The sequence below is a fragment of the Methylobacterium brachiatum genome, from assembly GCF_900113845.1.
GTDB classification, from domain to species: domain Bacteria; phylum Pseudomonadota; class Alphaproteobacteria; order Rhizobiales; family Beijerinckiaceae; genus Methylobacterium; species Methylobacterium brachiatum.
The window spans coordinates 14,176-30,331 of record NZ_FOQW01000033.1 but is presented as its reverse complement, the minus strand read 5'-3'; the positions used below and the strand labels follow the sequence as shown (position 1 = coordinate 30,331).

15 protein-coding genes are annotated in these 16,156 nt (G+C 71.2%); 8 read left to right on the top strand and 7 right to left on the bottom strand.

Annotated features, from left to right (window positions below):
• From BMZ47_RS26920 to BMZ47_RS26900, 5 genes are all read left to right on the top strand, one after another.
• On the top strand, positions 1–831 hold an 831-nt coding region (locus BMZ47_RS26920), incomplete at its 5' end, for a methyl-accepting chemotaxis protein (protein ID WP_244536945.1).
• Positions 832–845: 14 nt separating this feature from the next.
• Positions 846–3,092 carry a hybrid sensor histidine kinase/response regulator gene (locus BMZ47_RS26915; protein WP_091865359.1) on the top strand — a complete coding sequence of 749 codons (2,247 nt, stop codon included), beginning with the start codon at positions 846–848 and terminating at the stop codon, positions 3,090–3,092.
• A complete protein-coding gene (gene cheB, locus BMZ47_RS26910; RefSeq protein ID WP_007557614.1) occupies positions 3,089–4,168 on the top strand; it encodes a chemotaxis-specific protein-glutamate methyltransferase CheB in 1,080 nt (359 codons plus the stop codon). The genes BMZ47_RS26915 and cheB overlap by 4 nt, the downstream gene beginning before the upstream one ends.
• Complete coding sequence (locus tag BMZ47_RS26905) at positions 4,165–5,886, top strand: response regulator (RefSeq protein ID WP_091865357.1); 1,722 nt, start codon at positions 4,165–4,167, stop codon at positions 5,884–5,886. Before cheB ends, BMZ47_RS26905 begins: the two co-directional genes overlap by 4 nt.
• Positions 5,883–7,853: a response regulator gene (locus BMZ47_RS26900; protein ID WP_244536944.1), complete on the top strand. Its 1,971-nt coding sequence runs from the start codon at positions 5,883–5,885 to the stop codon at positions 7,851–7,853. Before BMZ47_RS26905 ends, BMZ47_RS26900 begins: the two co-directional genes overlap by 4 nt.
• A gap of 479 nt (positions 7,854–8,332) precedes the next feature.
• On the opposite strand, the gene rplQ is transcribed toward BMZ47_RS26900, so the two are convergent.
• The 5 genes from rplQ to rpsM all read right to left on the bottom strand — a co-directional run bounded on the left by rplQ (position 8,333) and on the right by rpsM (position 11,896).
• Positions 8,333–8,743 carry a 50S ribosomal protein L17 gene (gene rplQ, locus BMZ47_RS26895; RefSeq protein WP_007557611.1) on the bottom strand — a complete coding sequence of 137 codons (411 nt, stop codon included), beginning with the start codon at positions 8,741–8,743 and terminating at the stop codon, positions 8,333–8,335.
• 197 nt (positions 8,744–8,940) lie between these two features.
• Positions 8,941–9,960, bottom strand: coding sequence for a DNA-directed RNA polymerase subunit alpha (locus BMZ47_RS26890; protein WP_007557610.1), 1,020 nt, complete (start codon positions 9,958–9,960; stop codon positions 8,941–8,943).
• Between the two features lie 106 nt (positions 9,961–10,066).
• Positions 10,067–10,939: an MBL fold metallo-hydrolase gene (locus BMZ47_RS26885; RefSeq protein ID WP_091865364.1), complete on the bottom strand. Its 873-nt coding sequence runs from the start codon at positions 10,937–10,939 to the stop codon at positions 10,067–10,069.
• A gap of 25 nt (positions 10,940–10,964) precedes the next feature.
• The gene (rpsK, locus tag BMZ47_RS26880) at positions 10,965–11,354 is read right to left on the bottom strand and encodes a 30S ribosomal protein S11 (RefSeq protein WP_007557606.1); all 390 of its coding nucleotides are present in this window, start codon (positions 11,352–11,354) and stop codon (positions 10,965–10,967) included.
• A 173-nt stretch (positions 11,355–11,527) separates the two neighbouring features.
• On the bottom strand, positions 11,528–11,896 hold the full coding sequence (gene rpsM, locus BMZ47_RS26875) for a 30S ribosomal protein S13 (protein ID WP_007557604.1): 369 nt from the start codon (positions 11,894–11,896) through the stop codon (positions 11,528–11,530).
• Between the two features lie 251 nt (positions 11,897–12,147).
• Here rpsM and BMZ47_RS26870 point away from each other — a divergent pair, with 251 nt between their 5' ends.
• Positions 12,148–12,504: a Vch_cass14 family protein gene (locus BMZ47_RS26870; protein WP_007557602.1), complete on the top strand. Its 357-nt coding sequence runs from the start codon at positions 12,148–12,150 to the stop codon at positions 12,502–12,504.
• A gap of 203 nt (positions 12,505–12,707) precedes the next feature.
• Positions 12,708–13,442 (top strand): DUF4198 domain-containing protein, encoded by a 735-nt coding sequence (locus BMZ47_RS26865; protein ID WP_205836171.1) that lies wholly within the window; start codon positions 12,708–12,710, stop codon positions 13,440–13,442.
• A 308-nt stretch (positions 13,443–13,750) separates the two neighbouring features.
• Here BMZ47_RS26865 and BMZ47_RS28750 read toward each other — a convergent pair whose 3' ends face one another.
• A complete protein-coding gene (locus BMZ47_RS28750; protein WP_167369117.1) occupies positions 13,751–13,894 on the bottom strand; it encodes a hypothetical protein in 144 nt (47 codons plus the stop codon).
• A gap of 40 nt (positions 13,895–13,934) precedes the next feature.
• Here BMZ47_RS28750 and BMZ47_RS26860 point away from each other — a divergent pair, with 40 nt between their 5' ends.
• On the top strand, positions 13,935–15,149 hold the full coding sequence (locus BMZ47_RS26860; protein WP_091865355.1) for a glycosyltransferase family 61 protein: 1,215 nt from the start codon (positions 13,935–13,937) through the stop codon (positions 15,147–15,149).
• 265 nt (positions 15,150–15,414) lie between these two features.
• Here BMZ47_RS26860 and BMZ47_RS26855 read toward each other — a convergent pair whose 3' ends face one another.
• Complete coding sequence (locus BMZ47_RS26855; protein ID WP_091865353.1) at positions 15,415–16,017, bottom strand: adenylate kinase; 603 nt, start codon at positions 16,015–16,017, stop codon at positions 15,415–15,417.
• Positions 16,018–16,156 lie beyond the last annotated feature (139 nt).

Below are 16,156 nucleotides of genomic sequence, written 5' to 3'. Positions count from 1 at the left end.
AACCGCGCCGCCACCGCCGACCTCAACGCCGCCGCCGCCGAGATCCGCGCCTCGGCCCAGCAGCAGGCGGCCTCGGTGGAGGAGCAATTCGCCGCCGTGCAGGAGACCGCCGCCACGGTGGACGAGATCACCCATTCCGGCGCGCAGATCGGCAAGCGCGCCACCGAGGTGATCGCCACCGCCCAGGCCACCGCCCAGACCTCCCGCCAGGGTTTGCGCGCGGTCTCCGACACCGCCAAGGCCATGGACGCGATCCGCGAGCAGGCGGAGGCCGTGGCCGGCAACATCGTCAGCCTGTCGGAGAAGACCCAGACGATCGGCGACATCATCGAGACGGTCAACGACATCTCGGAGCGCACGCATCTGCTGGCGCTCAACGCCGCCATCGAGGCGGCGGCGGCCGGCGAGAGCGGGCGCAGCTTCGCGGTTGTGGCCTCGGAGATGAAGCTTCTGGCCGACCAGGCCAAGGCGGCCACGGGGCAGGTCCGGGGGATTTTGGGTGAGATCCAGCGGGGCATCAACACCTCGGTGATGCTCACCGAGGAGGCGGTGAAGCGGGCGGCGGCCGGCAAGACGCGCTCGGACACGACGCAGCGGACGATCGAGGAGATCACGGCGCGGGTCGAGGAGAACGTCCAGACCTTCCAGCAGATCGTGGCCTCGACCAACCAGCAGCAGCTCGGGATCGAGCAGGTGATGGGGGCGCTGCAGAATATCCGCCAGGCCAGCCAGCAGACGGCGGCCGGCACCCGCGAGGTCGAGGCGGCCTCGGCCAACCTCACCGAACTCGCCCAGGCCCTCATGGCCCTGGCCGAACGCTACCGGCACTGAGGGCGGGCGCCGTCTTGGCCGCCGATATCCGCCAGCTCCTCCTCGCCGCCTTCGACGTCGAGCACCGCGAGCACGTCACGGCGATCCGGGCCGCGCTCGGGAGCGCGACCCCGGACTGGAACGACGTGTTCCGCCGTGCGCACAGCCTGAAGGGCGCCGCCCGCGCCGTCGACCTGCCCCCCGTGGAGGCGGTCGCCCACCGGCTCGAGACCTTGTTCGAGCGGGTCCGCACCGGCGCGCGCGCCCTCGACCGCGAGGCGGCCAACGCGGTCCACCTCGCCCTCGACCGGATCGAGACCTACGTCGCCGGCCTCCAGGACGGCGCCGGGCCGGACATGCCGGCCGACGCCCTGACGGCTTTAGGGCAATGCCTCGGCCTGCCCGGGGAGGCCCCGGAGGACGCCGCACCGCCGCCCGCTCCGCCCCCCGAGGCGCCGCCGGCCGAACCCCCTGCCCCGCCCGCCTTCGCCGCGCCGACCCCCGCACCGCCCCCCGAGCCCGCCGAATCCGGCGCCGCGATCCTGCGCGTGCCCGGTGAGGCCGTGGAGGCTCTGGCGCGGGCGAGCCACGACTTGACCAGCACCCTGGCGGCGCAGGCGCCCGCCGCCGAGGGCCTGGCGCGCCTCGCCCGGCTCGCCCGGGACATGCGCGTCGGCGCCGAGGCGCTGGCCGCGAAATCCGACGCGGAGGCCCCGGCGCTGCGGGCGCTGGCCGCCCGTCTCGGCGGCTTCGCCCGGGAGGCCGCCGAGCTGTCCCGCCGCCAGGCCGCGGCGACCAGCGCGATCGAGGGCGCGGCGTTCCGGGTCCGCGCCGAGGCCGAGCGCCTCGCCCTGGTGCCGGCCGAGACCGTGCTCGGCCCCCTCGCCCGCTCGATCCGCGAGACCGCCCGGGAGCAGGGCCGCGACGTCGATCTCGACCTGCGCGGCCTCGACCTGCCGGTGGAGCGCGGCCTGCTCCAGGCCCTGAAGGACCCGCTGCTCCACGCCCTGCGCAACGCCCTCAGCCATGGCTGGCAGAGCCCGGAGATCCGCCGCGCCGCCGGCAAGCCCGAGGCCCTGCGGCTCGGGCTGGAGGTGGCCGTGCGCGGCTCGCGCCTGCAGGTCACCGTCGCGGATGACGGGCCGGGGCCGGACCTGGCCCGGATCGCTTCCACCGCCCGCGCCCGCGGCCTGCTCGCCCCCGGGGAGGCCGACGATCCCGAGACCCTGCTGCGCCTCGTCTTCGAGCCCGGCTTCTCCACCGCGGAGGCGGTCGATACCCTGTCGGGACGCGGCTACGGCCTGTCGGTCGCCGCCGACGCGGCCCGCCAGCTCCTCGGCAGCGTCCGCCTGGAGCCGCGCGAGCCCGCCGGCACCGCCCTGGTCTTCAGCCTGCCGCTCTCGGCGGCGCGGCGCAGCCTGCTGCTGGTCGAAGCGGGTGGTCGGACCTATGCCCTGCCGGGGGGCGCCGTGGAGCGCCTGTTGCGGCTCGACCGGGCCGCCTTGCCGGTGGCCATGGGCCGGACGATCCTTCGGGTCGGCGACGGCAAGGCGGCCACCAACCACCCGGTCACCGATCTCACCGAGATCCTGGGCCAGGCACCCGCCGCCCCGGATGCCGCCGGCCAGGATCCGGCGATCCTGATCGCGGTGCTGCTCCGGGCCGGCGGCAGCCGCCTGGCGCTGGGGGTCGAGCGCCTGCACGATGTCCGGGCGCTGCTGGTCCTTCCGGCACCGTCCTTCGGGTCCGATCCCGACCTGATCGCCGGCACCGCGGTGCTGCCCGGCGACGTGCCGGTGCTGGTCCTCGACCCGGAGGGGCTCGCCGCGCGGGCGAGTGCGACATCTGCGGGCCTGTCGGCCGGAACGATGGCGCAGGCTCCACGTTCGACGACCTCACAGCGCGCCACCGCGCGGGCGACCATCCTGGTCGTCGACGATTCGATCACCACCCGGACCTTGGAGAAGGGCATCTTGGAAGCCGCCGGCTACCGCGTGGTCGTCTGCGTCGACGGTCAGGACGCCCTCGACCGGCTGCGCGCCGAGATCGAGCCCGTCGATCTGGTCCTCGCCGACGTGGAGATGCCGCGCCTCGACGGCTTCGGCCTGCTGAAGGCGCTGCGCGCCGACCCGCGCTTCGCCCGGCTGCCGACGATCCTGATGACCTCGCGCGGGGATGCCGCCGACGTGTCCCGGGGCCTCGACCTCGGCGCGGACGCCTACCTGACCAAGCAGAAATTCGACCAGCGCCATCTGCTCGACACGATCGGGCAGCTGCTATGACGCCCGTGCGGGTGATGCTGGTCGAGGACAGCCTCGTCGTGCGCGAATTGCTGCGCTACATCGTCTCGCGCGATCCCCGGCTCGAACTGGTCGCCGCGGTGGCCTCCGGCGAGGAGGCGCTGGGCACCCTCCAGACGGTGCGGCCCGACGTGATCTCGATGGATATCCGCCTGCCCGGCATCGACGGTCTCGAGACCACGCGCCGGATCATGGCCGAGCAGCCGACCCCGATCGTCGTGATCGCCGATTCGGTGGAGGATTCCTCCCTGCGGATCTCGATGAACGCCCTGCGCGCCGGCGCCCTGTCGGTGGTCGAGAAGCCCGTGGCCACCACCCATGCCGGCTACGAGGCGGTGGCCGGCGAGATCTGCACCCAGCTGCGGATCATGGCCCAGGTCCCGGTGATCCGGCGGCGCCCGATCGGCACCGAATGGGCCGGCCGGAACAGCCTGGCCGCCTTCTCGGGATCCTTCGCGGCGCCGGCCGACCTGGCCGGGCAGGCCCCGAGCCTGCTGGCGATCGCGGCCTCCACGGGCGGCCCGCCGGCGCTCGCCCGGGTGATCGGCGCATTGCCCAAGACCTTCCCGCTGCCGGTGCTCGTGGTCCAGCATATGGGCGCGGCCTTCATGGAGGGGTTCGCGAACTGGCTCGACAGCGTCGTGGCCCTGCCGGTCTCCCTGGCGCAGGACGGCGAGCGGGCCGAGCCCGGCCGCGTCTACGTGGCGCCCGGCGACCGCCATCTCGAGCTCGGATCGGGCCGCGTGCTGCGGGTGGTCGACACCGAGCCCGTCTCCGGCCAGCGCCCGGCCGCCACCGTGCTGTTCCGCTCCCTCGCCCGCCAGGCCGGCGCCGCGGGGATCGGCGTGCTGCTCACCGGCATGGGTGAGGACGGGGCCGTCGGGCTCGCCGACATGCACCGGGCCGGCGCCCAGACGGTCGCCGAGCACGAGAGCACCGCGGTGGTCTACGGCATGCCGGCGGCCGCGGTGCGGCTCGGCGCCGCCCGCACGATCCTGCCGCTGGACCGGATCGGCGACCACGTCCTGCGGCTCGCCGATCCCGGGGCGCGGCCGTGAGCCGGAGCGAGGCCGGCGCCCAGGACGGGCCCGCCCGGATCCTGCTGGTTGAGGATTCGGAGACGCAGGCCCTGGAGCTGCGCCTCCTCCTGGAGGCCCACGGCTTCGCGGTGGAGCGCTGCCCTTCGGCCGAGGCCGCCCTCGACCATCTCAACCGCACGCAGCCAGACCTCGTGGTGGCCGATTACCACCTGCCCGGCATGGACGGCGACGAGCTGATCCGGCAGATGCGCCTGTCCCTGCGCACCCGCGCCCTGCCGGTCCTGATGCTCACCGGCGGCGGCGGCGGCGAGCGGAAGGGCCTCGAGAGCGGCGCCGACGCCTACCTGCCGAAATCCGCCGACCGCGACCTGATGATCCTGCGCATCCGCGCCCTGCTGCGCGAGCGCCGGGCGTCGGGCGACGGCGAGGGCCCGGGCGCCGCCGCGTTCCGGCGCGGCCGGATCCTGGTGATCGACGGCAGCCTCACCTACCGGACCTTCCTGGCAGGCCTCCTCGGGCAGGAGGGCCACCACGTCGCCACCGCCGACGGGCCGGAGGCGGCGCTTAACGCCCTCGACGGGGTCGCCGAGGATGCGTTCGACTGCGTGACCGTCGACCTGCTCGGCCACGCCTATGACGGCCTGACCCTGTGCCGGGCGATCAGCCAGCGCCGCTCCGGCCAGGCGGCCGGCGCCGGCTTCCACCTCGTCGGCATCGCCGGCAGCGACCCGGCCAAGGATTTTCTGGTCGAGGCCTTCGCGGCCGGCGCCGACGACGTGGTCTCGAAGACCGATGCCGAGGTGCTGGCCTTGCGCGTGCGCGGCTTCGTCCGCCGGCGCCTGCTGGAGGAGGACGACCGCCGCATCGCCGGCCAGTTCGGCGAGCGCGAGCGGGCGGTGGAGCGCGCCCGCGCCGAGGCCGAGGCCTCCGAGGCGCGCGCCCGCCTCGCCGACGCCCTGGAGCGGGCCAACCGCGACCTCGCCGACGCCAACCGGCAGATCACCGAGGCCCAGGCCAAGCTGGTCCAGGCCGCCAAGATGGCCTCGCTGGGCGAGCTGGTCGCCGGCATCGCCCACGAGATTAACAACCCCCTGGCCTTCATCCTGGCGCACCAGGGCACGGTGGAGCGCCTGCTCAACGAGCTGCCGAACGCCGCCCCGGAGGCCGCCACCCGCGCCCTCGACAAGGCCCGCCAGCGGGTCGGTTCCATGCGGATGGGTCTGACCCGGATCCAGGACCTCGTGCTCAACCTGCGCAAGTTCTCCCGCCTCGACGAGGGCGAGCGGGCACTCGTCAACGTGCCCGAGGCGATCGAGACCGTGCTGGCGCTGATCCAGCACAAGCTCGGCGACCGGATCGCCGTGGAGCGCAGCTTCGCCGGCCGGCCCGAGATTCACTGCACCCCGGCGCTGCTGAACCAGGTGGTGATGAACATCCTCGGCAACGCCGCCGACGCCATGCCGGAGGGTGGCATTATCCGGATCAACACCCTATCAACACCGGAGGTCGACGAGATTCGCATCAGCGATACTGGTCCTGGTATCCCGGAAGACCTGCGTGAGAAGATATTCGAGCCATTCTTCACAACAAAGCCGGTGGGTTCAGGCACCGGCCTGGGTCTTGCGATTGCCTACAGCGTCGTTCAGGCGCATAGCGGCTCGCTCACCGTGGAGGCGGCGCCGGACGGGGGAGCCTGCTTCGTGATCGGGATTCCGCGGCAGGCGGCCAGCGCATGAGTGAAGGCACGGTCGGACGAGCATTCCCCGCTGCAGTGGACACCGGTTCGGTGACAGAGACGCATTCGCACCACGCTCAGGAGGCCGGGTTCGATGGCCCCCGCGGGACCATCCTGGCCGTCGATGACGAGCCGGATATCCTGATCGCCCTGGAGGACCTGTTCGAGGATTCCTACCGGGTGCTGACCACCTCGAACCCGAACGAGGCGCTCGAGATCCTGCACGCCGAGCCCGACATCGCCGTGGTCCTGTCGGACCAGCGCATGCCCGGCCTCACCGGCGACGCGCTGCTGGCCGAGGCCCGCGCCTTCCACGACGCGCAGGCGATCCTGCTCACGGGCTATGCCGACATCACCGCGGTGATCGCCGCGCTCAACCGCGGCGGCATCGTCGGCTACGTCACCAAGCCCTGGGACGCGAGCCTGCTGCGCTCGACCGTCCGGCAGGCCTTCGAGCGCCACCGCCTGGGCCGGGACCTCGCCACCGAGCGGGCGCTGCTGCGCGGGCTGCTCGACCACGCCCAGGACGCGATCAGCTTCAAGGATGCGGACGGGCGGTTCGTGCGGCTCAACGCCCGCAAGGCGACCCTGCTCGGCCGGGACGTCTTCAGCTGCATCGGGCAACGCGAGGGCGACCTGCTCGGCGCGAAGGGCGGCACCGTGGCCGAGGCCGATGCCGCCGCGATCCGCTCCGGCACGGTGGCCGAGAGCCTGACCAGCGAGGGCCCGGTCGGCGCCGAGCTGTGGAGCCACGTCACCCGGGTGCCGATCCGCGACGCCGGCGGCGCGGTCAGCCACCTCGCGGTGATCGAGCGGGACGTGACCGAGCAGCGGACCCTGGAGGCGCGGCTGCGCCAATCCGACAAGATGCAGGCGCTCGGTACCCTGGCCGGCGGCATCGCGCACGATTTCAACAACCTGCTGACCGCGATCCTCGGCAGCCTGGAACTCGCCGCCCCCAAGGTCGCCGAGCAGCCCCGGGTGCAGCGCCTGATCGAGAACGCCCGCGGCGCGGCCGAGCGCGGCGCCTCCCTGACCAAGCGGCTCCTGAGCTTCAGCCGCGCCCACGACCTCCAGGCGCGGGCCACCGACGTCAACGCCCTGATCGGCGGGATGAGCGACCTGTTCGGCCGCAGCCTCGGCGGCCTGGTCAGCGTCCGCACGGAGCTGACAGCCGGGCTGCCCGCCGTCCAGGTCGATCCGGACCAGCTCGAACTCGCGGTGCTCAACCTGTGCATCAACGCTCGGGACGCGATGCCCGACGGCGGCACCATCACGGTGGCGACGCGGCGCCTCGACATCGCGGGCGACCCGGAGATCGCCGACGGCTCCTATCTCGGCGTCAGCGTCTCCGACGAGGGCACCGGCATCCCGGACGAGATCCTGCGCCGGGTCTGCGAGCCGTTCTTCACCACCAAGGCGGTGGGCCAGGGCACCGGTCTCGGGCTCGCCATGGTGTTCGGCCTCGCCCAGCAATCGAAGGGCCGGCTCGCCATCGAGAGCGAGGTCGGCCGGGGCACCCGGGTCGAGCTCGCCCTCCCCTTCGCGGCCGAGGCGCCCCAGCAGCCGACGCGCGCGCCGGGCGATGTCCCGGTGGCGGCCCGGCCGGCGCGGATCCTGGTGGTCGACGACGACGCGCAGGTCCGGCACGTCACCGCCTCGTTCCTGGCGGGCTTCGGCCACGACGCCACCGAGGCCGGCGACGGCGAGGCCGCGCTGCGGTCCTTCGCGCCCGGACGCTTCGACCTGATCGTCGCCGACCTCGCCATGCCGGGCATGAGCGGCATCGAGCTCGCCGCCGAGATCCGCGTCCGCGACCCCAGCCTGCCGGTGCTGATCCTCACCGGCCATGCCGAGGCGATGCAGATCCCGGACGACCTCCCGGTGCTGACCAAGCCGTTCCGCTCCGCCGACCTGGCGAGCCGGGTCTCGGAGCTGCTGGACGGGGCGGGCGCGGGGCACGGTTGATCCAAACCGTCATTGCTTCGCTGCGCTCAATGACGGGATTGGATGCGCCAAGTGCAGGGGCCGAAACATCGGGGCATGCAGCGCCGATGCACGTCCCCCTGACTTGCATGGGAACCACACCGTTGCCGGCTCATTGACCCCCCACGGAGCCGTTGCGCTCCGGGTGACGAACTGGAGGTGAACCATGAGCAATCACGGTATCTTCCCAGGCAGGCGGCGTGATGCCGACCCGGATCAGGACGATCCGCCCAACAAGAATCAGCAGGGATAGGGGTTTCGGACCCGCGGCGCGGTCGAGTTCCCGGTCAAGCCGACACTGACCGCCAGGGCGAGCTCCCGCCACGGATCGAAACGTGGACCCTGCTTCAGGCCCGCCGGCGCAAGCCGGCGGGTTCTTTTTTGGGCCGCGCCCGCGCACGAAAAAGCCGCCCCGGACGATCCGGGGCGGCTCTTTTGGGTTCTGTCGGTGGAGCGTTGGCTCAGGCCGCCTCGGCGACCTCGACCTGGCCGGAATCCTTGCCGCGGGCCTCGACGTCGCGATCGACGAACTCGATCACGGCCAGCGGGGCGTTGTCGCCCTTGCGGAAGCCGGCCTTCATGATGCGGAGGTAGCCGCCCGGACGACCCTGGTAGCGCGGGCCGATCACGGCGAAGAGCTTCTTGACCATGTCGGCATCGCGCAGCTGCGCCATGGCGAGACGGCGGGTGTGGACGCTGTCGATGCGGCCCAGGGTGACGAGCTTCTCGACCACGGGACGCAGGTCCTTGGCCTTCGGCAGGGTGGTGACGATCTGCTCGTGCTTCAGCAGGGCGACCGACATGTTGGCGAACATCGCCTTGCGGTGCTCGGCGGTGCGGTTGAAGCGGCGGCCGCGATAACCGTGACGCATGGATCTGGCTTCCTTCTCTTCACGGCCGCCGTGCCACGGTACGGCCGGGCGCCCCAACAGCGGGGCCATTCATTCCGCATAACCCCGCGGCGGGAATTTTTGGGACTTCGCGTCGTGCCTGCGAAGTCCCGGATCTGGATCGGCCAAACAGACGGCGCCGATCAGCGCCGCCAAGTCCGGCCCGAGGCGGCTTCGCCTCAGTAATGCTCTTCGAAGCGCTTGGCGAGATCTTCGATGTTCTCCGGCGGCCAGCCGGGGATGTCCATGCCGAGGTGCAGGCCCATGCCGGCCAGCACTTCCTTGATCTCGTTGAGCGACTTGCGGCCGAAGTTCGGGGTCCGCAGCATCTCGCCCTCGGACTTCTGGATCAGGTCGCCGATATAGACGATGTTGTCGTTCTTCAGGCAGTTCGCCGAGCGGACCGACAGCTCCAGCTCGTCGACCTTCTTGAGGAGCGCCGGGTTGAAGGGCAGCTGCGGCGCGAGCGGCGCGGCCTCTTCCTTGCGCGGATCCTCGAAGTTCACGAAGACCTGCAGCTGGTCCTGGATGATCCGCGCCGCGTAGGCGAGCGCGTCCTCCGGGCCCACGGCGCCGTTGGTCTCGATGGTCATCGTCAGCTTGTCCTTGTCGAGATCCTGGCCCTCACGGGTGGTCTCGACGCGGTAGCTGACCTTGGTCACCGGGGAGAACAGGGAGTCCACCGGGATCAGGCCGATCGGCGCGTCCTCGGGGCGGTTGCGCTCGGCCGGGACGTAGCCCTTACCGGTGGCGACCGTGAACTCCATGCGGATCTCGGCGCCGTCGTCCAGGGTGCAGATCACCAGCTCCGGGTTCAGGATCTGGATGTCGCCGACCGTGCCGATGTCGCCCGCCGTGACGGTGCCCGGGCCGGTCTTGCGCAGGGTCATGCGCTTGGGCGCATCGGTCTGCGACCGGATCGCGATGGTCTTGATGTTCAGGACGATGTCGGTGACGTCCTCGCGGACGCCCGGGATCGAGGAGAACTCGTGCAGCACGCCGTCGATCTGCACCGAGGTCACGGCCGCGCCCTGGAGCGAGGACAGGAGCACGCGGCGCAGGGCGTTGCCGAGCGTGGTGCCGAAGCCGCGCTCGAGCGGCTCGGCCACGACGGTGGCGACCCGCTTCGGGTCGTCGCCGGTCGAGACCTGCAGCTTGTTCGGCTTGATCAGTTCCTGCCAGTTCTTCTGAATGACCACGATCCTACCTCTCGTCCATGCCCGGGACCCGCGACACCCGTTCCCGCGCTTCGGCCGTCCGGCGCCGCCCCCTGGCGCCCCGAACGGTCCCTGAATGCAAAGTCTGTTATTCGCCGCCCACCCACAGGGCCGGCACGAAGCGGTAGCCCGCCCCGTCCCGGTCCACGTAGCCGAGCGCCGGGAATTCCAGGTGCGCGCCCGCGATGAAGCTCCGCTCGCGCGCCACCTCGTCCATGATGGCCTTGCGCGTCACCCGCGCCTGGTCGCCATCGACGTCGAAACCGACACCCGCCTCCGGGTTCTTGAACTGGATCGCGGGCAGGTGCACCACATCCGTCCACATGAGCAGCGACTGTCCACCGGAGACGATGCGGAAGCCGCAATGCCCCGGCGTGTGGCCCGGCAGGTGGACCGCCGTGATGCCCGGCAGGATCTCGCCGCCGCGATGCTCGCGCATCCGCTTGGCGTAGGGCGCCACCGCCTTGCGGGCGCCCTCGAAATACGGCTTGGCCTCGTCCGGCGCCCGCGAGAGCGCGTCGTCCGGCAGCCAGTGGGCCGCCTCGTCGGCGTGGACCACGATCTCAGCGTTCGGGAACCGGGCCGCCCCGTTGGTCACCAGCCCGCCGACATGGTCGGGATGCAGGTGCGTGACCAGGACGGTCTCGATCTCCTCCGGCTTCACGCCGGTCAGCGCCAGCGCCGTGCTGAACCGCCCCAGGGTCTCCACTGGGGCGAAATCGCCGTATCCGGAATCGATCAGCACCGGCTTGCGGCCGGCGCCGGTGATCAGGAAGGCGTTCAGCGTGATCTTGGGCTGCTCGGTGCGGAAGCCCGCGACCTGCAGCTTGCCGGCTTCGTCCTTCGGGATTCCCGTGACGAGATCGAGGCTGGCCTGAAACCAGCCGTCGTTGAGCGCGGTGACCGTGAGGTCGCCGAGGTTCCAACGCAGCACGCCCGGAAGCGGCTTCGATCCCGTCATGAGCTTCTCCGTCAAACCGGTTGGTTCAGACCCGACGACGCTTGCGCGGACGGCAGCCGTTGTGCGGGATCGAGGTCACGTCGCGGATCGAGGTGACCGTGAAGCCCGCGGCCTGCAGGGCGCGCAGGGCCGACTCACGACCCGAACCGGGACCGGAGACCTCGACCTCGAGGGTGCGCATGCCGTGCTCGGAGGCCTTGCGGGCGGCGTCCTCGGCGGCCACCTGGGCGGCGTACGGGGTCGACTTGCGCGAGCCCTTGAAGCCCATGGCGCCGGCGGACGACCACGAGATCGTGTTGCCCTGCGCGTCCGTGATGGTGATCATCGTGTTGTTGAACGAGGCGTTCACATGGGCGACGCCCGACACGATGTTCTTGCGTTCGCGGCGGCGGACGCGTTGGGGTTCCTTGGCCATTCGGGTCTCACTCTTCCTTCAAGCGCGCCCGTAATTCCAGGCGCTCGGGATTCTTTTTGGGACTTGGCTGCGGCGCCCGTGGAGGGCAGTCGAGCCTGCTTCGGGACCCTCGCGGGACACCCGGCGCGACGAACGGAAGGCCGAGCGGAGCACGGCCTTCCAAGACGAAAAAATTACTTCTTCTTGCCGGCGATCGGCTTCGCCTTGCCCTTGCGGGTGCGGGCGTTGGTGTGGGTGCGCTGGCCGCGGACCGGCAGCTGCTTGCGGTGACGCAGGCCGCGATAGGCGCCGAGATCCATCAGGCGCTTGATGTTCATCGAGACTTCGCGGCGCAGGTCGCCCTCGACGATGTAGTCGCGGTCGATCGTCTCGCGGATCTGGAGAACCTCGGCGTCGGTGAGCTGGTTGACCCGACGCTCGGCGGGGATGTTCACCTTCTGGGTGATCTCCTCGGCCTTCTTGGCGCCGATACCGTGAATGTACTGGAGCGCGATGACGACGCGCTTGTTGGTCGGGATGTTGACGCCTGCGATACGGGCCATAATCACGCTCCATATGAGGCCCGGAAGCCCGGGCAGTTGCCGCGCGCGTCCGGTGGAGGCCGGCCCCTGCGCGCGCCAAACGACAACGTGGCCCGGGGGCGGCCCTGGACAGGGCACCTCGGACCAGCGATCGATTGGACGAAGGACGGCCTGCTAGCGTGCGTGGGCCCAGATGTCAACGACCGGTGAACGATCGGCCGTGCCGCCATGCGTCGCGTGCGGACCGGACACGGCTCCTCGAGGGAACATAGATGTCGGTTCTGACCAGCGACGGCGCCACCTTGCGGGCCTTCGCCGATTCGGTCCTGCGGGCGGCGGAGGAGAATGCCGACGAGGTCGTCCCGGTGATCCTGGCCGTCACCGGCGGGATCCTCACCGAGGCCGAGCCCGGCTCGATCGCCCTCCAGGACGAGGAGGACGGCCCCGGCCTGCTCTGGGCCACCTTCGCGGACCGCCGCATGGTGTTCCGCTACAACAGCATGACCGCAATGGTCGAGCTGCGCGACGGCCGTACCGACGGCAACCCGTTCCGCCTGTTCGGCCGCCGGGCGCTGCCGATGGACATCGTCAATTTCTTCGGGGGCCTGCGGGCGGAGCGGCGCCGGTGACGCGTCATCGTGAGGCCGCTCAACGGTCCCGGCATGCCGGTTTGGCGGCGATCCAGGCGGGGGCGCCCGAGAGGACCGGGCGGCCAGATCTGACGGTTTGCGGCCCCCGCCTGGTCCGCAACGGGTGAGACTCGATCATCCGCTTTGAAAGACGAGCGGATACCAGGTTAGGCTGCCCCTACGTCACTGGAGGACCTGTCACGATGATCCGTATCGCCCTTCTCGCCGCCGCATCCGTCGCCCTCGCCGGACCGGCCGCCGCCCACGATCTGTGGCTCTCGCCCGGTCCGGGCAGCGTGATGGTCCAGTATGGGCATCCGCACGAGCCCGAGATGCCGGCGGCCCGCAAGCTCACAGGCCTCATCGCCTATGAACCGTCTCGGACGGTCGGGCTCACCGCGCAGGCGGAGCCGGGGGCCGTGCCGGTTCTGCGCGCGACCCTGAGCGGGGACGCGCTGGTCGCGGCGGCCTACGACAACGGCTACTGGGTCCGCTTGGCGGATGGCAGCTATCGCAATGCCAGCAAGCGCATGGTGCCGGAGGGCGAGAAGAGCCAGTGGTCGGTCAAGTACGCCAAGGCGGCGGTCGGCCCGACCGCCCCGTGGGATCGGGTCGTCGGCCAGCCGCTGGAGATCGTGCCGCTGGAAGCGCCGAATGCCGCCAAGGGCGCGATCCGGGTCCGTGTCCTGTTCGAGGGGCGCCCGCTCTCCGGGGCTGACGTCGTCGCCACCGACGGTGCGACCTTCAAGAGCGAGGCGGATCAGGCTCGGGCCGCGACCGACGCCGCCGGCGAAGCGACAGTGCCGCTGCGGGCGGCCGGCCCGCAGGTGCTGGCTGTCAATCACCGCGTCGCCCCCTCGCAGACCCCCGCGCTGGCCGACACGGACACCTATTCGGCCACCTTCGCGTTCACGGTCGCCGATCCGAAGACGAACTGATCACGGACGCGCCTTCGAGCTGCCGCCACGTTCGGTGCGGCTCGGAGGCGGCCTGAGCCGGGGCGGAATCCTGTGAGCCGTCCGCCGCGAGGCGGCGACCCGCCTGCTCGGAAACGGGGCGATCCTGTCGGCCCCGCGCGGAGCCTCGGCCCGTAAGCCTCCATGCCCCGCCGGCCGAGCCGCGCGCCCGGGCAGCCAGAGGCAGGTCTCGACCACGAGCCGGCTCCATCGCCGCCCTGGATAGCGGGGATGTTCGGCGATTCTCGGCGCGAGGTGTGATGTCTTGCGAAAGAATGCGCGGACGATCGTCAAATCGACACCGCCGTCGGCGAACATTGCAGCGCGTGAGTATCGGATTTGGCAATATGGTTATCAATATAATTTAAGTCATGACTCGCGTATTCATCATCGCGCGGGCCGTGCTTCACGTGGGTCGAACCGGAGATGTTCATGACACATCGTTGATGTGGGGCGGTTGATCCGCTGAATGTCATGCCCACGCCGCGCTACATCTCCTGCGATCCGTCCGTCTACGCCGCCGGCGGCTTCCCGGGTGATGCGGATCTCCTTGCCGGGCTGCACGCGAGCCCGGCTCTGGAGATCGTCCCGGTCGCAAAACTCTACGCCCCGGCCCGCTATACCCGCGTCCTCGACACCGACGCGATCTTCGCCGACCCGGCTCTCCTGCCCGCTCTGACCGCGGCATTCGCCTTCGTGGGCGGCGCCCAGGCCGTCGCGCCGGGCAGCGTCCTGGTGCGGATCGACGAGGCGCGCATCCACGACCGAAGCCTCACGGTCGACCGGGACGGCGAAACGCTGCAGCTGTTCGAGACCTTCCGGCCCGCGGATCGCGTCACGCTTCCCCAACCGGGACCCGGCGGCCCGTCCCGGACGCTGCCAAGCACCGACGCCTATTTCCTGCTGACCTCCTCCGGGACGTTCAACTGGGGGCATTGGCTGGCCGAGGATCTGCCGCGCCTCCTGGCGGTCGAGCACCTGGCCCGCCGCCACAAGCGGATCTGCCTGCTGCTGCACGGTTTCGTCCCGGCGACCGACCGGATGCGGATCGAACTCCTCCGCGCCTTGCTCCACCGCCGCGACGTGACGCTACGCCTGTTGCGGCCGGATACGACCTACCGGGCGGAGACCCTGTACTTCGCCTCGCCGGTGGCCGGTCTGCCGGGGCCGAAGCATCCTCAGGCCCTCGCCGACCTGTCGGCTCGGGCCATCGCGATGATGGATCGCCTCGACCGGCGCTGGTGGCGCCCGGCGCCGCGGCGTCCGACCCGGCTGTTCGTGATACGCCGGCGCGACCGGGGCCGGGTCCCGGTCGGGTGGGACGACCTCTGCAGGACCTTGCTGGCGCGCGGCTACCAGCCGTTCGATCCGGAGGGGATTTCAGCCCGGGAGCAGGCTGCCGCCTTCGCGGGCGCAGAGCACGTCGTCGGCTGCATGGGCGCCGCGATGGTGAACACGCTGTTCTGCCGACCGGGCACGCGGATCCTCTACCTCGCCCCGGAGACCTTCACCGACCCGTATTACCTCGACCTCGCGGCGGCGCGCGGTCATCGCTACGGCGTCTGCTACGGCAAGGCCCTCGACCCGACGCGTCCGGCGCAATCGGATTACGTGCTCGATCCGGACCACCTCGCCCGCGCCTTGGCCTGGCTCGACGGGTACCGGGCGATCCGCCGGCAAGCCGCCTGAGGCGTCCGGCTGACGAGGCGACGAGCGCGCCGCGCCACCGTCAATCGAGCCCGGATGCTCTTCGACGGCTGGCGCGAACACGGAGGTGCGGACGACCCGATTTTTCGAAGAATGGGCTCGTCCTGGCGGATCGGTAGCGCCAAGGGCGCCGTTCATCGCAGCCCACCGGCAGCCTGATGTCGAGGTAACCGGAAGTATGCCCACATCCACCGAACCCGGGCGAAAAGCCGGCGGGCCGCCGTAGCGCGGCCGGCCGGAGATCGCGTCAGGAGGCGACGCGTTCCGCGTGCGGCTCCAGCACCGTCATGATCTCGGCGGTCACGGTATCGATCGGCTGCATGCCGTCGACCGTGTGGAGCAGGCCGGTCTTGGCATAATAGGCCGAGAGCGGCGCGGTCTGGGCCCGGTAGGCCTCCAGGCGCTGCTTGAACACTTCGGGAGTGTCGTCCTTGCGAACCGCCTCGCCGCGGGCCTGCGCCTCGGCCGCGCGCTTCTGGATCCGTCCGACCAGCGCGTCCTCGTCGACCTTGAACTCGATCACCGCCGAGAGGCTCAGCCCCTTGCCGGACAGCATCGTGTTGAGCGCCTCGGCCTGGGCCACGGTGCGGGGGAAGCCGTCGAGGATGAAGCCGCGCTTCGCGTCCGGCTCCTCGATGCGGTCCGCGACGATGCCGACCACGATCCGGTCGGAGACCAGGCCGCCCGATTCCATCACGGCCTTGGCCTCGAGGCCGACCGGCGTGCCGGCGGCGACCGCGGCGCGCAGCATGTCGCCCGTGGACAGCTGCGGGATGCCGAAGCGCTGTACGATCCGCTCGGATTGCGTCCCCTTCCCCGCGCCGGGGGGGCCGAGCAGAATGATGCGCATGGCGTTGTCCTCGTCCGGCCCGACTCTCTACGGGCCCAAGCGGCGGGTGGCGAAGCCTCCCCGGCATCGCCCGTCTCGTGTTTTTCTAGCCGGTCCGGGGCCTGGAGGCACCCGGACCTTTGGGTCAGAGGCGGGGTCG

What these genes read in the sequence shown, in the direction of transcription:
- cheB (WP_007557614.1), top strand. Translation starts at nt 3,089, where the DNA reads ATGACGCCCGTGCGGGTGATGCTGGTCGAGGACAGCCTCGTCGTGCGC.
- BMZ47_RS26900 (WP_244536944.1), top strand. Translation starts at nt 5,883, where the DNA reads ATGAGTGAAGGCACGGTCGGACGAGCATTCCCCGCTGCAGTGGACACC.
- rplQ (WP_007557611.1), bottom strand. Translation starts at nt 8,743, where the DNA reads ATGCGTCACGGTTATCGCGGCCGCCGCTTCAACCGCACCGCCGAGCAC.
- BMZ47_RS26885 (WP_091865364.1), bottom strand. Translation starts at nt 10,939, where the DNA reads ATGACGGGATCGAAGCCGCTTCCGGGCGTGCTGCGTTGGAACCTCGGC.
- rpsK (WP_007557606.1), bottom strand. Translation starts at nt 11,354, where the DNA reads ATGGCCAAGGAACCCCAACGCGTCCGCCGCCGCGAACGCAAGAACATC.
- rpsM (WP_007557604.1), bottom strand. Translation starts at nt 11,896, where the DNA reads ATGGCCCGTATCGCAGGCGTCAACATCCCGACCAACAAGCGCGTCGTC.
- BMZ47_RS26870 (WP_007557602.1), top strand. Translation starts at nt 12,148, where the DNA reads ATGTCGGTTCTGACCAGCGACGGCGCCACCTTGCGGGCCTTCGCCGAT.
- BMZ47_RS26865 (WP_205836171.1), top strand. Translation starts at nt 12,708, where the DNA reads ATGATCCGTATCGCCCTTCTCGCCGCCGCATCCGTCGCCCTCGCCGGA.
- BMZ47_RS28750 (WP_167369117.1), bottom strand. Translation starts at nt 13,894, where the DNA reads ATGAACATCTCCGGTTCGACCCACGTGAAGCACGGCCCGCGCGATGAT.
- BMZ47_RS26860 (WP_091865355.1), top strand. Translation starts at nt 13,935, where the DNA reads ATGCCCACGCCGCGCTACATCTCCTGCGATCCGTCCGTCTACGCCGCC.
- BMZ47_RS26855 (WP_091865353.1), bottom strand. Translation starts at nt 16,017, where the DNA reads ATGCGCATCATTCTGCTCGGCCCCCCCGGCGCGGGGAAGGGGACGCAA.